This window comes from Sphingobacterium puteale (assembly GCF_003627955.1).
GTDB lineage: Bacteria > Bacteroidota > Bacteroidia > Sphingobacteriales > Sphingobacteriaceae > Sphingobacterium > Sphingobacterium puteale.
In genome coordinates this window covers 277,460-292,704 of sequence record NZ_RBWS01000007.1, presented here as the reverse complement: position 1 = coordinate 292,704, position 15,245 = coordinate 277,460, and the positions used below count along the sequence as shown (strand labels likewise).

Genomic DNA, 15,245 nt, shown 5'->3' with positions numbered 1-15,245 from the left:
CAAATATCCTAAATTTTGAGCCAAAATACCAACGAAGTTGGCAATATAATCCCGTTAAATAATGTGAAAAAGCTATTTTTTATTGGAATAGTAACCTGTTTTATTAAATTAACAACAAAGTGACAAATGAATACTTATATAACCGGGCATTTTGGCTAAGTTTGCTGTTTTTGGGTATTGAAATCGATAGAGAATATTGTTTTTTTGAAGTATCCGATAACAATTTAGTGTGTATGATAGCAGATATAAGTGACAAAGAGGTCAGCGGCCTTTACAAAACAGGTATTATTCAGCAGACAGCCTATTGGTCCGCTGTGAAAAAGATGCAGGGGATAGCGTCTAAAGCGTTTAATTTTAAATCCAAACGTTCGGATCTTTATATAGGAGTTGAAGAAGATACTTACTTCGTGGGGGATCTGTTGATTATAATCCAGACGATAGATCACGAGCATAGCATAGCTTATGTACCGTATGGACCTGAAATTGAACCATCAGAAGAAAATCAAGGCCATTTTTTAGAGCAACTTTCCGAGAGTTTACGTGGGTATCTACCTCAAAACTGTATTATGATACGTTATGATCTGTCCTGGGAATCACATTGGGCGAAGGATGATGATTGTTATGACCTTTATGGAAATTGGTTGGGTGTTCCGGAAAAACGGATTCAGGAAATGCGTTTTAATTTTAATACGGAACATTGGAATTTTCATAAGGCAAATACGGATATTCTTCCTTCTAATACCATTTTTATGAACCTTAGAAAAGAGGAAAATCTCTTGTTGGCCAATATGAAATCAAAGACGCGTTACAATATTCATTTGGCTGAAAGGAAAGGCGTAAAGGTTCGTTCTCTTGGTTTAGAGAGTCTGGAGATCTGGTATGAGTTATATCGGCAGACTGCGCTTCGCAATAATTTTTTCTTGCACGATATCAACTATTTCAAGATTGTACTATCTGCCAAGGCAAATGATACGTTGTCGCCAGCAGATGTTTATTTATTGGTTGCCGAGGTGGACAATCAACCTTTGGCTGCAATGTTTCTAGTAATTGCAGCAAATCGGGGAACCTATCTTTATGGTGCCTCCGCTTCCGAAAATCGCAATTATATGGCGACTTATGCTTTGCAATGGCGTGCGATGCAGGTTGCAAAGGAAAAGGGATGTACCGAATATGATTTCTTTGGTGTATCTCCCCAAGCTGACCCATCACATCCCCTATACGGACTTTATAGATTTAAAACTGGATTTGGAGGTGAAATCTATCATCGTATGGGGTGTTGGGATTATCCATTAAACAAAGAAAAGTATAGATATTACGCCTCCATGGAGTTTAAAAACCAAAGTTATCACTTGAGTTAAGCATTAAAATACTTCACCCAAAGTCAGTCTTACCCCACGGTGATTGGTGCTAACACCATAATCTATGCCGATGTTGGTGCCTGAATTTTTGTTGAATTTAATTCGGGCACCTGCACCTGTACCGATGTTCCAGTCTGCAAACATGCTGTTTTTGGGGCCGTTCACAGTCGTGAAATTCATAAAAGCAACAAAACCAAACAGCCCATTTCTGCTGATGTCACGACGATATTCTGTTTCCAGATAATACAACGATTTACCACGGAACCGACTTACGGGAAAACCTCTTCCAGAACTGTTGTAGGGATCCCAACCCAAATTGGGTAAATCAAGATAGGGCGCTTTACTATTGAAAACAGTCCAGAAAAAGCTACGCACAGCAATCATATTTTGCTTATTCGGATCCTGGGTCAAGCGATGATATCTCCTGATTTCGACGAATAGAGACTTCCAATTCTGATCACTTCCCATAAAAACCGGATTTACGCGAAATTGTAAATTGGCATAATTGCCGGACCAGGTATTAATAGAATTCGCGCGCGTATCATAAATGAGGTTGAGACTCAGCCCCGAAGAAACAGTATGATCTTTTAAATCCGTGCCATAGGGATAGGAGGTGTAGTCTGCAAGCGGAATATCACCGGTAGATTTGATATTCATCCGGTAATCCAGGTCATAACCAATTCCCATAAACAGTCCCCCATGTATTCTTTTCAGGGCGTGTTGATATAACCTAAAATAGCTATAGTCCAAATTGATCTGCTGTTCACCATGATATTCTTTTCCGATTCCCCAGGTTTCATGCGGGTATTTTAATAGTCTGATATCACCATCAATCACCCAGGTATTATCTTTTAGCCAGACATAGGAGCGGATGGGGAGTCCAAATCGCTTTCCAAAATTTGTATAGGGCGTGAAAGTGACTTTCGACATATAGGTACTCTTACGTTCACCTAGGTAGAATCCGGCTGTGGTACTTGTGATCAGCGCATGCCCACCTCCCGGAACGTTTGTTGAAAACGGCAAAAAAGAAAAGTAAAACTTTTTTCCCGTGCTATCGACCGACTGCGGTGGCTTTATTTTAAGGACTGCTTTTCCAATATCGATTAGGTCGCGCTGTTTACTTGTATCTGCAACATGTTTGGTAATCTCTATTTCATTGACCGGTCGTTGTGCGTATAATTTAGATTGGTGTATCACCAACGAAACCATCAAAAGGGTAAAAATAGTATAAGAAGTATGTCGTCTGTCGTAGTGTGCCATGAAAGCACGCAATCTAAGAGGAATTGGACAGAATTGCAATATTCTGTGCAATAAATTATTCTTTCTGTGGAGTTTTACCGATATGTCGGCAAAGGCGAATTTTTATTCACCTACAAAAACACAGCATTTACCGATTTTAATGTAATGTTAATCTAAATGTAATGGAATCAACACATGAGTTGTCTTAAATTTGAATCAGAAAATAAATGAAAAAAAAGCGCAACAAATTTAGGTTGCGTGCGACTATAGAATAAGAAAATATACTAATACATTATAAATAGAAAAGATATGAAAACTTTAGTAAAAACATTTGTGGCAGCAGCAATGATAGCAATCTCCACTTGCTCAATGGCTTCGATAAAACCGGAAGAACGTAATTTAATCACAGCTGATTTGGCTATTGATGAATACGTAGGTGCAATGACAGAAGGTCAAGTTGCGAACTTAGACAAATTATTTACCGTTGATTTTAGTCAAAAAATATGCGGTAAACAGGATTTAAATCATAGCCGTTCAGAGATGATTGAGTTCTTGAAAAAACAAAAAGGAATAAAAATGAATTGCAAAACGACAACGCAGATCGTTGAGGAATTGCCAGATTATGCCATTGCAAAAGTGACTATGGAATTTGATGGTTTCTCCAAGACTGATTTGATTACGCTTGTGAAGGAAAACGGCGCTTGGAAAATTTCTAAATCGGTCAATTCTTACAAATAGGAAATCATTGTCGCAAATTTAAATCATTCCGGGGGAAATGAATCGGACATAAAATAACAAAAGAGGCTACTTTTAAAGTAGCCTCTTTTGTTTGTGGAGCATATCAGATTCGAACTGATCACCTCTTCGCTGCCAGCGAAGCGCTCTAGCCAAATGAGCTAATGCCCCTTCTGTTTATTCTGCCGCTAAGATAATACCTTTTTTGTAAAAACAAAATTGCTTTTTTTATTTTTTTAAGCATTATTATTTATTGCTTCTCATTAAGCAATTCTTCGGTACGTTTTATCTGTTGATTATCTCTCCATGCATCATGTCCCGGGATAACCATTTTTATCTGTGGATATTTCGCTAACAATCTTGCCAATGCCGGCTTCCAGGCTTTCACATCACCATCACCGATAAAGCCTAAATTTTTGGCTTCTGAACTTTTGATGAAGCAACCCCCATCAAGAATTTGATAGTCCGGAAACCAGACAACGACATTGTCCAACGAATGTCCCGCCCCAAAAAAGTTCAGAACGAAGGACTGACCACCGATCCTATAGGTTTTATTGATTTTAACGAGATGTGTAGCCTGCGCTTTATGATTTGCCTTAAGCAGATCGTTGGTCATTTTTGTTGCATAAGTTGGAATTCCGATACGATTATAATATGCAAATCCTCCCGCACGGTCCTCGTGCCAATGTGTAGCATATACGGCAATGACAGGCAGCCGATGCCTTTGTTTGATACTGTCCAAAAGCGGTTGATATTGTGTCGAGTCCCAAGGCGTATCAAATAGAATAACACCTTTCTTGGTAATTAGATAGACCGCATTAGCGGCATATTTGTTACCTTCAAAAGTATTGTAAGTGGTATAAAGATAAAGTTGTGAATTGATCTTTTCAATGGATAATGGTTTTTCCTGTGCGCGCAAAGATGGCAATACACAGTAAGAAAGACCGAGAAGTAGCGTGGCTACTTTGGCGGAGAAGAGCGAAATAGTATTTTTGAACATAAGTAAATAAACGATTGTTCTGAACGAATATTGTTGTGTTGGACCAGTAAAATTCCTTTTTTTCTAGCTACAATGATCTAACGAAATCTTCTCGATGTGGCGTGAAAGAATCTATCAATTCGCCTTCTTCAAGGCATTCGCAGCCATGGATTAAATCCGGGGAGATAATGCAGGAATCACCTACGCCTAAGATCTCATCTGTGCCATCAATGTGGTACCTGAACTTTCCGGCGCTGACATAAGATATTTGTGTATGGGGGTGTCGGTGTAAGGCACCGATCGCACCTTTTTGAAAACGTACTTTCATTAACATCAATTCATCGTTATAGACTAATATTTTACGTTGTACACCATCGCCTAGATCGGTCCAGCTCTGCGCTTTATCGTGTAGGAATATCTCACTCATTTTAATCACTTTTATTTAAAAAAATTAATCAACAAATCTCTATTGCCAATGATAGGAAATAAATATGACTTTTGTAGCTCAGCTTGAAAAGTTGTTGAGCGGCATCTGTCGTTAAAGAGAAAATAACCTGATTTATCCGAGAAAAAGCGGATGACATCTAAAAACTGATCGGTAAAGTATTTGAAAAAACTGTTACTTTGTTTCTGATCAAAGCGAGTGTACTGATATGAATTATTTCGACGAACTTATTTCCCTATTAAACGAAGAACAGCAATATGATAAGATGCAGCATGAAGCATTATTGTTGCAAAGCAGTTTAAATGAAAGAAGAATGCAGGGGGTGACCTGGTTTCCTATTCAGATCACCGACAGTGAACTGGGACGAGGTGATTATCTGTCCGTTAGTTTAAAAAAAACAAATCACCTCGATGTTGATCATCGGTTCCGTTTTGGGATGCCTGTTTCTCTATTTTCAAACCATGACCCAAAGGCGGACAGAATAGATGGTATTATATCTTCCGTTAATAAGGAAATTATGCGGATTTCATTTCGTATAGATGAACTTCCGGATTGGAGCAGAAGGGGAAAACTTGGTGTTGACTTATTGTTTGACGAACATTCATACCGCGAAATGGCCAATGCATTGCGACAGGCAAAGGAACTCGCTGCTGATCCAGGACGTGGTAAATTGATTAGAAAGCTTATCGGCGGAGAAGCGTTATACAAAGAAGAAAAAGAATCATTTTTTGAGCATCCGGACCTCAATGTCTGCCAGAATAAGGCTGTTCAGCTGGTCTTGGATACGACAGACATAGCACTTTTACATGGCCCTCCAGGGACGGGGAAAACGACAACATTGATAAAGGCGATAGCGACGTTATTAAAGAGCAATAACAGGCAGATACTCGTCGTAGCACCGAGCAATACTGCGGTTGATCTATTGACCGAGCGTTTGGATGCTGCGGGCATAGTCGTCACACGAATCGGTAATCCCGTTAAAGTATCTGAACATCTACAGGAGTTGACGCTTGATAGCAAAATAGATCGCCACGGCGCAAATAAGGATATAAAGTCTTTGCAAAAACAAGTTCGAACGTATACGGATATGGCTCAAAAATATAAACGTAATTTTGGCAAGGCCGAACGGGAGCAAAGGAAAGCATTGTTTGACGAGGCTTATAGAATTCGTAAAGATGTCGATAAGATTCAGGATTTTATCGTGACGGATATTCTCGATCGCTCTCAGGTAATAACGGCGACGCTGGTAGGGGCGAATCAAGATGTCATCCGAAGTCGTTCATATGAGACGGTTGTTATTGATGAGGCAGGTCAGGCGCTGGAGCCTGCTTGTTGGATTCCGATATTAAAGGCCGATAAATTGGTGTTGGCCGGAGATCATTGTCAGCTTTCGCCAACAGTGAAATCAAATAATGGTATGGACAATAAGCTTAGCCATACACTTTTTGAGAAGCTTGTCAATCTTTATCCCCAAGCAGTTTCGTTGCTCGATACCCAATATCGGATGAATGAACAGATCATGAATTATCCTTCCTCAGCTCTATATGGAGGTCTGTTGAAGGCTGATCGTTCGGTGGCGCATTGGACAATAGCAAACGATTCGGAACCGATCGTATATATCGATACTGCTGGGGCGGGGTTTGAAGAAACCGAAAATGATGGAGCGATCTGTAATCTCGGGGAGGCCCGTTTTCTGAAATCTCATTTAAAGACAGCTATCGCAAGTTGGCGACAGTCTTCTTCCATCGAACAATGGCCTAGTGTTGGGATTATAGCACCTTATCGCAAGCAAGTGTCCATATTACGGGAAATGTTGGAGCAAGATGAAGAATTACAGCCGTACGCTGCTTTTATTAAAGTGCAAACCATTGATAGTTTTCAGGGACAGGAGAAAGATATTATTTATATCAGTTTGACGCGAAGCAATACCGAACAACAGATTGGGTTTTTATCCGATGTGCGCCGGATGAATGTTGCCATGACAAGGGCTAAGAAAAAGTTGGTTGTCATTGGTGATAGCGCAACGATAGGGATTCACTCGTTTTACCAGCACTTTATTGCTTATGTAGAAAGTCTCGGCCACTACCATAGCGTTTGGGAATGGGATATTGCGGAGATGTAATAGAAAAGAGGGACTGTAGAAAAATTCTTTTCGCAGTCCCTCTCAATTTTTATAAAGAGGTGAAATTCATCCAGTCAGCCTTTTCGTCATAGTTCATGAGCGGCTCGGCATTATTGTTATTGGAGAGCTGACCGACCAACATGTACAGATCCATACTAACATGCTGACGGGCAATTTCTGTCATTTTATCATTAAAACCAGCATTATTGATTTGTAAGACATATTGGAAGCAAACGACACGGGCAATTATTTTTCCTAAGGTGACCATCTCGCGCTGTTTAGGTTGAAGCGGGAAGTCGAAATTTAAAATGGAGGAGAAAAACGGAGCCGCAAGTTCGGTTGCAGGATTTATTTTCAGGAATGAAAGTAGATTGTTCTCCTTGCTTTTGCGCATCAGTTTAGCAATCGCCTCCGCAACCTGCGAATAGAGCATCTCGTTTGAACCTTCAAAAATCTGGAAAGGTCTGCTATCGACTAAACCGCGTCCGGCAACATGATCCAGTCTATAGCCATTTGCGCCGGACAACTGTACGCAGATCTGTGCAGATTCGTGCATAAGATCTGTTACCAGCGCCTTGACGCTGTTGGCGTCTACACTGTGGCCTGAGAGATCATTCTGAATTGAACTGATCGAACTACTGTATGCACACATCGCCGAACATATCGTAAAAGCTGCCTGTAAACGGGACAATTGAAACTTCACAGCATCCAATTCATTTAAAGGAATTCCACTGACACGTCTTTCGGTACAATGTTTCATAGCCTCATCCAACATGCGCTTTATGAAGCCCATACCCATGCCCGGAAATTGAAGCCTGCTTCGATGCAAGGTGTCCAACATGAGTTTTATACCAGTGCTCTCCGGTGTTAAACGGTAATCTACCGGTACTTTGATGTCTATCTTATTGATGCCGTAAGGAATGGCATATAGGCCAAGGCTATTATACTTTTTCAGTACTTCAATTTTCTGCTCTTCGATGGAATTGTCGGTCACAAAAAAATCTATATCCCGTACAAGCTCACCATTTTCATTTTTCTTTCGGGCAGTAACCAGCCAAAAGTCTGCAGCACCTGTCAAGCCTTGCCAATGTTTTTCTCCCTTGATATGATATTTATCTCCTGCTTGTTGGTAGGAGGTACGCATATTGAGGGCATCGCTTCCGTAAGCTTGCTCTGTGATCATCAATCCGCCCATGGCATTATTTTCTAAAAATTGATGGAATACTTTTTCCTGAAGTAAGGTATTACCGTATTTAGCAAAAGGCTCCAGGAATAAAGCGATATTGATACCGAAGATCAAAGACAGTGAAAGTGATTCATAAGACGCCGCCGCAAGCACTCCTAAACATTCTTTTACATGTAGGCCACGGCCTCCGTGATGCTCGGGAATAGCAACAGACAATGGTCTCATCGCCATAATTTCACTTAAGAACTGCGGCGGTAAACCGCGGGTTAAACTCAGGTTGTTGTAGTCGTATTCTGTATGGAATAAGTTTGATAATCTTTCTTTGAAGTTTCCGATAAATAAATCGAAATCTTGGGCCTTGTTCGTGTGTTCTAAAACGTTAGACATCGCTATATTAGTTAAATGATGAAACATTTGCAATAGTAGATGTATACGATAAAGCCTCAAAAGACAGCTATGAATTCTCCTACATCCCAATCGCTACACAAAAATAAACCATATCGTTGTGATTGGTCTGTCCACTTCTGTATAAAAGATAGGACAAATCGTGCATATTCAAAAAATATTAAGTTGCTTTGTTTCGATAAGAAGTGGGGGAAATTCCTACGATTTTTTTGAATAAACGGGAGAAATAAGAGGGATCAGAAAAATCTAGCTCATAACAGATGTCGGCAATGCTTTTATTTGATTCAAACAGAAGAAATTGACTATGCATGATAAGTACTTCTAAGATCAGTTCTTTAGAGGATTTTTTGAACACTGAAAATACACAGCGATTCAGGTAATTGGTCGACACTGCGAGCTTATCCGCATAAAAAGCAATATGCTTTTGTTTTTTGAAGTTTTTGTGCACAAGCTGTTTAAACATCATTGCAATTTCCTGTCTTCGGTTGAGCGCCTGATTTGAAGAAGATAGCTTAATAATCTTTAATAAAAGGGATTTTAGCAAACTTTCAAACAATTCTTTATAAGGCGACTCAGAAAGTAATTCGTTGTAAAGTAATTTGAAGAGTTCGTTAAGATCTGTACTATCTTCTGTAGATAGGTTAAGCAGAGGCGAAATATTAAAAATATTCAGAATCTCCTGTTCCCTAAATATGGAAGTCATGGCATTGTCATTGATCAGTACGCAATGTCCCTTTGCCGATTTGTCAACAGATTTGATCGTCGAAATATTGCCGTAATTGCTAATGAGAATCGCCGGTGCTTTTACGACATATTCTTTAGCTCCGATCTTGTGTTTAAAATAGCCTTCTGTTATATGTACCAAAAGGTTATATCCCAAAAAAATAGGAGGGGTGGGGAATTTGATATAAGGGGCAATTTCACTGAGCTGGAATATTTTAACTGGGGACTGCTGGTACCTCAGGTGTTCCAGACTACCAGTCATAAATCTATTTACAAACTCACCTGCGTTTACCTGCTTTTCCATTGTCCATTACCTTTGCTGTCAAAATCTATAAGCTTTTCATCTTCTTCCGTTATTACGAATTGTTGTAAACGGATATTGACTAATATCAGAAGAATATCCCAAAGTTAGCGGGATAAAATAGGATTATCAATATGAAAGGGTTGACTATCTTCGGAATTGGCTAGATATCGCTATAAAAGCAACCAAGAGATTATTCCAGAACTCCTTGTGAACAATGAAAAATACAATAGAGCATTTGTAAGTGCAAAATCCTGTATCTGGGTATGCCTGATTAAATGGGATTTGAAAAAATGGTGGTTTATCATTAGCTTTAATCTTTAGTAAAAGCTAAAAAAGTCTGTGTCTCAATGACTATTTTTATTGTAACCCAAAGAATTATGAAAATTGTATTTGTTTTTATCTTACTGTTTTTTTCGTTTAGGGCGATTCGCGCCCAAAACCAACTGGATTATTGTAATGATCGCATCCGTACCGGAGCAGAACAAACTGAGTGCTATATACCCTACCTCAAAGATAAACGAGTTGCAATTTTGGGCAATCCATCTACAGTCATCCAAAACAGGCACCTTGTAGACAGTCTGCTCAATAGGGGAATTAAAATCGTAAAAATATTTGGACCCGAACATGGGTTTCGCGGGAATTCCAGCAACGGAACGAAAGTCGGGGATGAAATAGACCCAGCAACCAAAATTCCGGTGATCTCGCTCTACGGAAATAAAAAGAAGCCTTCGAAAAATGATCTAAAAGATATTGATGTGTTCATCTTTGATGTACAGGATATGGGGGTAAGATTTTATACGAATATTAACACACTTCGCGACATTATGGAAGCCTGTGCCGAAAATGAGAAGGAACTTTTGATTTTAGATCGTCCGAATCCAAATGCGTATTTGGTCGATGGTCCTATCTTGGATACGAAATATAAATCGGGTATTGGTCAGTTTCCGGTTCCGATTGCTCACGGAATGACAATCGCTGAGTTTGCCCAGATGATTAACGGCGAGGGCTGGATGGCAACGACAAAAAAATGTAAGCTAAGGATCATACCCGTAGCAGGATATAATCATCAAATGTTATACAAGCTTCCGGTTAATCCTTCTCCAAATTTAAACACCGAACAGAGTATTCTCCTCTATCCGAGCACCTGCCTTTTTGAAGGTATAAAGATCAATCATGGAAGGGGGACGGATTATCCCTTTACAGTTTTTGGAAGTCCGGTTTATAAAGGTATATATCGCTTTTCGTTTACACCAGTGAGTAAAAAAGGAATGAGTGAAACTCCAGTTTTTATGGATGAAGAATGCTACGGCTTAGATCTGCGTGAATATGATTTGCAGAAGCTGGTGGACAGTAAGAAAATAAATCTTTCATGGATGCAGGAGCTCTATCGGAATTCTCCTGAAAAAGATAAATTCTTTGATCAGTCATTTTCCAAGCAGATTGGCAGTATAGAAAAATTGGTTGGTGTTGATTCCTTTCGGCGACAGATAGCAGAAGGTGTTTCGGAGGAAGAAATTCGAAAAAGCTGGGAGCCTGGATTAACGCGTTATAAGGAAATGAGAAAGAAGTATCTTATTTATCCCTAACCTATTTATCCATGCCGGAAGCTTTTGCTTGGAGTTGTATATTTACCTCTCAAATGTGATACATGCCTACCGCGCGCTTATTGGAAATTACTGTTTAACCCTGAAAAATAAATGATGTTTGATCGAAGATATTGCTTTTGTTTTGTTGCGTTATTATCTGGTCTTATCGCAAACATGAGCGTGGCCTCCGGGCAGCAGCTAGGGCGAAGTGCGGACCGGCTTAATTATATTGCTGCTGCTGAAATTCGTTCACAGCCAACGGAAAAATGGAAATTTCAGACTCAAGGTCAACTATATGCTTCCCCTGTAGTTTTTAAAGATAAAGTGATTGTGGGTTCCTGTGATAGTAACCTCTATGCACTGGATAAAATAAATGGTAAAATAATATGGAAATATAAAACAGGTGGGGAAATCCGTTCGACAGTAGCCATTGATTCAGGCCTTTTGTATTTTGTATGCTCAGATGGTTTGCTATATGCTTTAAGCACCGAGACAGGGCAAAAACGCTGGACTTTTGCCACCAATGGCGAAAGAAAAAAGGATGCCTGGGATTATTTTCATTCCTCACCGACGATTAGTGAAGGGATTGTTTATTTTGGATCTGGAGATAACCATATTTATGCCATTAACGGTAAGACGGGTGAGCTTAGCTGGAAGTTTCCTACTGGCGGCATTGTCCATGCTTCACCGACACTGACCAAAGATCGGGTAATGATCGGAAGTTTTGATGGTTACTTTTATTGTTTGGAGAAAAACGGTAAGCTGCGTTGGAAGTTTAAAACCGTTGGTGAACGTTATTTTCCAAAAGGAGAAATTCAATTTCATGCCATTACCGCTGATAGCTCGGTCTATTTTGGCGCGAGGGATTTTAATGTATATGCATTGAATGTCAACGATGGAACGGGATATTGGATATACCACCAACCGGGGAGCTGGACGGGCGTGCCCAGCTTATCAGGAGAAAAAGTGATCGTAACGATGTCAGACTCCTACAGTATTTTGGCTTTGGAAAAAATACATGGTACAAAACTGGCTGAACCGGCGGTGACCCTAAATACTTTTAGCAGCGCCGCCGTTGCCGGTTCGAATGCCTTTTTTGGCTCATTGGATGGGATCGTTTATAAGTTTGATGTTGCGAAAGGCACTACTATGCCCATTTTTCAGACAGAATCCAGTAAAAGAAATCGCCATCTATTTGTGGATGGAAAAGGAAAATTAAGGGCTGATTTGCAACGGAAATATGCAGATGATATCAATAGGTTATTTACCGACTATTTACAAATGGGCAGTATTTTTTCCACAATCTGGATAGAGCAGAGGACACTTTATTTTGGAGCTGCAGACGGTGCTGTTTATGCCATCGAATAATCGCCGTGTGATCGTATTTTGACGTTGATTTATTTTCTTAAAATTTTTTCCATTGATTTACCCTTCGCCAGTTCATCAACCAGTTTATCTAAATAACGAACTTTTTGGACAAGAGGATCTTCAATATTTTCGATACGATAGCCGCAAATAACGCCGGTAATCTTTGTTGCATTGATATTGAAACGGGGCGCCCGGTTGAAAAAATGTTCAAAGTCTGTTTTGTCGGCGATGAGCTGTTGTAAAGCCGGCATATCATAACCCGTTAGCCAAAATATAATTTCATCAACTTCTTCCTTTGTGCGGCCTTTTTTTTCTGCCTTTTGTATATAATGTGGATACACACTGGCAAATGACATGCGATATATTCTAGTATTGTCCATTTTTCTTTTAATGATCGTTGATGGTTTTTGCTAATTCACCGTTTTTTTGAGCATAGAGTTTCTTTAAAATATAATTTTTCCTATTCTTTTATCAAAAGTAATAGTTTTGTTGGGGCTTCCATAAAAAAGTGTAATGCGAAGTGTTGTATCCGTTTCTGAATTGAAAATGATGTCTTTTGTGTTTCCTATTCTTATCGCTGTCCCGTTATGATTTAATGCATTGTCGGCACAGCTAAAAACTTTTTTTTCAAATATTCCCTTTTTTTCAATTATTTCTAACCAAGGGGCGGATAAAACACTATACCCAACGATTTGGGCTCGATAATTTTCGTCTAAATCTTTTGTCATCCGCAGGCCGAAAGGAGACATGGACAATATCAGGGTATAAAAGGGTAGCATCATCGGCAGGATGCTACAAATTAACCCCAATATTAATCCAGACAACATAATCTTTGCCAGTATCTTTTTCCAGAAGATGACAATCACAAGTATACTCAGTCCTAGCCATGTCCAGAAAAGTAGGACGTCACTATAATAACCGATTAAACTTATCTTTTCCAGGTAGTAAGCGAGCATATCTATACTCAGTAATAACGTAATAATAATATATAGTAGCTGTATATTTCTTTTCATTATAGTGATTTGTCGTTTAAAACAGGTCTTCTTGTGTAGATTTCGTTCATATCGCTCTTATGCTTGATTCTATTATAACAGTAAATATAGTGAACGTTGGCGTAATATAGTTCTTTACCGTTAGATGTCTATCGAAAAGAATCTTTGATATTAATTGATAAAGATGATGTAATAATTTTTAAATTATAGTCCTATCTTTATAGGATACAAAATTGTCATAAAAAATGAGTTTGAGGTACAAACGTAATAGCATTCATATAAAAGAAGAGGAGCAGCGACGCATTCAGGATTTTCGGGTGCTTATTGGGGGCTGCGGTATTGGTAGTTATATCGCTGAGTGTTTGTTGCGCATGGGATTTGAAAATATGATCATCATTGACGGCGATATTGTCGAACTGACAAATCTTAATCGCCAGAACTATGTGGAGGCTGATATCGGGGTAAATAAGGCTATTGCTTTAAAAGACCGATTGATGGCCATTCATCCAGATGCAAAGATCAGGGCTTATCCCGAATTTCTTGATCCCAGCAATTTGTATAGCCTCGATTTGAACTGTGACGTGGCTATTAACGCCCTGGATTTCTCTTCAGATATTCCTTTTTTATTTGATGAATATATGGCACAAAAAAATATCGCTGTTGTTCATCCCTACAATTTGGGCTGGGCGGGTTTTTTAACTGTTATTACACCCGAAAGCCGTAATTTGCGGTCTTTGGATAAAGAGCACAATGCATTTGAGATAAATGTAGGGAAATATATTGTCGATAGGCTACAGGAAAAAAATATTGATACAAAGTGGCTGGAGGATTTTCTTTCGGAATATGGCAAAATCGCAGTGGAATCTCCACCGCCACAGTTATCATTGGGTTTATATTTATTAGCCGGAATGGTTTGCCAGGTTGTGTTTAATATCGCAACGGATAAAGAGATTAGGGTGTTTCCCGAATCATATTACCTGTCTATATATGAGTAAAATAGCGTTTAATAATAGCAATAATTATCCTATTTTTGTATAATATCAACGTCTCTGGAAGGATCTAATCAACAAATCTATAATAAAGTATTTTTGAATTTCAACTACATGAACTGGACGCCCGAAAATTATTACTTTACCAAACTTAATAGTGACGAACTGCCTGAACTTATTCATTTTTATTTAGTTACAACGCAGGAACACTATAAATTAGATGAATATTCCGAACAAGATTATCAAATGGACTATGAGTCTTTGATCGGGGAGGATAGGGTCTTTTTTGATCAATCTATTTATTATGTTCTTCGCAGTCGGAAAGATAATGGGATCCATGCTTCAATTCGGATTACCTATTGGGATAAAGAAACCTGTTTGCCAATTCAAAAATTATTCGATATTAAAACCGAAGATCTGTTGATATCGGGTATTGATAATTTTTGGCACATTGGACGTTTTGTTATCTCTGGCAAAATTATTGGAAATCGGATTAATATTCTAAAAAAAATGCTTTTTGATGCTTTTTATGGTCCTTATAGCTTGGGTAGCGGTTTAATAATTGCTGAATGTGACCGAAAAGTAGTGAACACACTACGTAAGTTGGAAATTGAATCTTATCAACTGGGAGATCCGATCATTTACTTTTATTCTGAAACGCTGCCGATATACATTAGGTCACAGTGGCTGGAAGCCTTCATTCAAAAAAATACGCTTTCACAATTTAGCAATGGAAATGATATCGACATTCGGAAATTTATGGCGATGTCAAAAGATATGCTATTGGATTCTAAAAATAGTTTGTTGTGAAAAA

The 15,245-nt window shown here is 39.0% G+C and carries 14 protein-coding genes and 1 tRNA gene; 7 read left to right on the top strand and 8 right to left on the bottom strand.

Going from position 1 to position 15,245, the window contains the following annotated elements; translation table 11 throughout:
* Positions 1–233 precede the first annotated feature (233 nt).
* Positions 234–1,358: a lipid II:glycine glycyltransferase FemX gene (locus tag D7322_RS10390; protein WP_121124114.1), complete on the top strand. Its 1,125-nt coding sequence runs from the start codon at positions 234–236 to the stop codon at positions 1,356–1,358.
* A gap of 3 nt (positions 1,359–1,361) precedes the next feature.
* Here D7322_RS10390 and D7322_RS10385 read toward each other — a convergent pair whose 3' ends face one another.
* The gene (locus D7322_RS10385; RefSeq protein WP_245971311.1) at positions 1,362–2,618 is read right to left on the bottom strand and encodes a BamA/TamA family outer membrane protein; all 1,257 of its coding nucleotides are present in this window, start codon (positions 2,616–2,618) and stop codon (positions 1,362–1,364) included.
* 288 nt (positions 2,619–2,906) lie between these two features.
* Between D7322_RS10385 and D7322_RS10380 the strand changes: the two genes are divergently transcribed.
* Positions 2,907–3,335: a nuclear transport factor 2 family protein gene (locus tag D7322_RS10380; RefSeq protein WP_121123914.1), complete on the top strand. Its 429-nt coding sequence runs from the start codon at positions 2,907–2,909 to the stop codon at positions 3,333–3,335.
* 94 nt (positions 3,336–3,429) lie between these two features.
* On the opposite strand, the gene D7322_RS10375 is transcribed toward D7322_RS10380, so the two are convergent.
* The 3 genes from D7322_RS10375 to D7322_RS10365 all read right to left on the bottom strand — a co-directional run bounded on the left by D7322_RS10375 (position 3,430) and on the right by D7322_RS10365 (position 4,738).
* Positions 3,430–3,503 (bottom strand) — tRNA-Ala (locus tag D7322_RS10375).
* A gap of 79 nt (positions 3,504–3,582) precedes the next feature.
* The gene (gene bla / locus D7322_RS10370; RefSeq protein WP_121123912.1) at positions 3,583–4,332 is read right to left on the bottom strand and encodes a BlaB/IND/MUS family subclass B1 metallo-beta-lactamase; all 750 of its coding nucleotides are present in this window, start codon (positions 4,330–4,332) and stop codon (positions 3,583–3,585) included.
* 67 nt (positions 4,333–4,399) lie between these two features.
* Positions 4,400–4,738 carry a cupin domain-containing protein gene (locus tag D7322_RS10365; protein WP_183078665.1) on the bottom strand — a complete coding sequence of 113 codons (339 nt, stop codon included), beginning with the start codon at positions 4,736–4,738 and terminating at the stop codon, positions 4,400–4,402.
* Between the two features lie 226 nt (positions 4,739–4,964).
* On the opposite strand from D7322_RS10365, the gene D7322_RS10360 reads away from it, so the two are divergent.
* Positions 4,965–6,878, top strand: a complete 1,914-nt coding sequence (locus tag D7322_RS10360; RefSeq protein WP_121123908.1) for an AAA domain-containing protein — start codon at positions 4,965–4,967, stop codon at positions 6,876–6,878.
* Between the two features lie 49 nt (positions 6,879–6,927).
* Here the strand turns inward: D7322_RS10360 and D7322_RS10355 are convergent, their stop codons facing one another.
* Entirely contained in the window at positions 6,928–8,451 is a 1,524-nt protein-coding gene (locus tag D7322_RS10355) for an acyl-CoA dehydrogenase family protein (RefSeq protein ID WP_121123906.1), read from the bottom strand.
* Between the two features lie 178 nt (positions 8,452–8,629).
* The gene (locus D7322_RS10350) at positions 8,630–9,496 is read right to left on the bottom strand and encodes a helix-turn-helix domain-containing protein (protein ID WP_121123904.1); all 867 of its coding nucleotides are present in this window, start codon (positions 9,494–9,496) and stop codon (positions 8,630–8,632) included.
* A 377-nt stretch (positions 9,497–9,873) separates the two neighbouring features.
* Here D7322_RS10350 and D7322_RS10345 point away from each other — a divergent pair, with 377 nt between their 5' ends.
* Both D7322_RS10345 and D7322_RS10340 read left to right on the top strand, forming a co-directional pair.
* A complete protein-coding gene (locus D7322_RS10345) occupies positions 9,874–11,082 on the top strand; it encodes an exo-beta-N-acetylmuramidase NamZ family protein (protein ID WP_121123902.1) in 1,209 nt (402 codons plus the stop codon).
* A 174-nt stretch (positions 11,083–11,256) separates the two neighbouring features.
* A complete protein-coding gene (locus tag D7322_RS10340) occupies positions 11,257–12,450 on the top strand; it encodes an outer membrane protein assembly factor BamB family protein (protein WP_183078664.1) in 1,194 nt (397 codons plus the stop codon).
* Between the two features lie 29 nt (positions 12,451–12,479).
* On the opposite strand, the gene D7322_RS10335 is transcribed toward D7322_RS10340, so the two are convergent.
* Both D7322_RS10335 and D7322_RS10330 read right to left on the bottom strand, forming a co-directional pair.
* Complete coding sequence (locus D7322_RS10335) at positions 12,480–12,830, bottom strand: DUF2200 domain-containing protein (RefSeq protein ID WP_121123898.1); 351 nt, start codon at positions 12,828–12,830, stop codon at positions 12,480–12,482.
* 63 nt (positions 12,831–12,893) lie between these two features.
* On the bottom strand, positions 12,894–13,463 hold the full coding sequence (locus D7322_RS10330) for a hypothetical protein (protein ID WP_121123896.1): 570 nt from the start codon (positions 13,461–13,463) through the stop codon (positions 12,894–12,896).
* Positions 13,464–13,687: 224 nt separating this feature from the next.
* Here D7322_RS10330 and D7322_RS10325 point away from each other — a divergent pair, with 224 nt between their 5' ends.
* Positions 13,688–14,437 (top strand): HesA/MoeB/ThiF family protein, encoded by a 750-nt coding sequence (locus D7322_RS10325; RefSeq protein ID WP_121123894.1) that lies wholly within the window; start codon positions 13,688–13,690, stop codon positions 14,435–14,437.
* 93 nt (positions 14,438–14,530) lie between these two features.
* Entirely contained in the window at positions 14,531–15,241 is a 711-nt protein-coding gene (locus D7322_RS10320; RefSeq protein ID WP_147430367.1) for a hypothetical protein, read from the top strand.
* Positions 15,242–15,245: the final 4 nt, after the last annotated feature.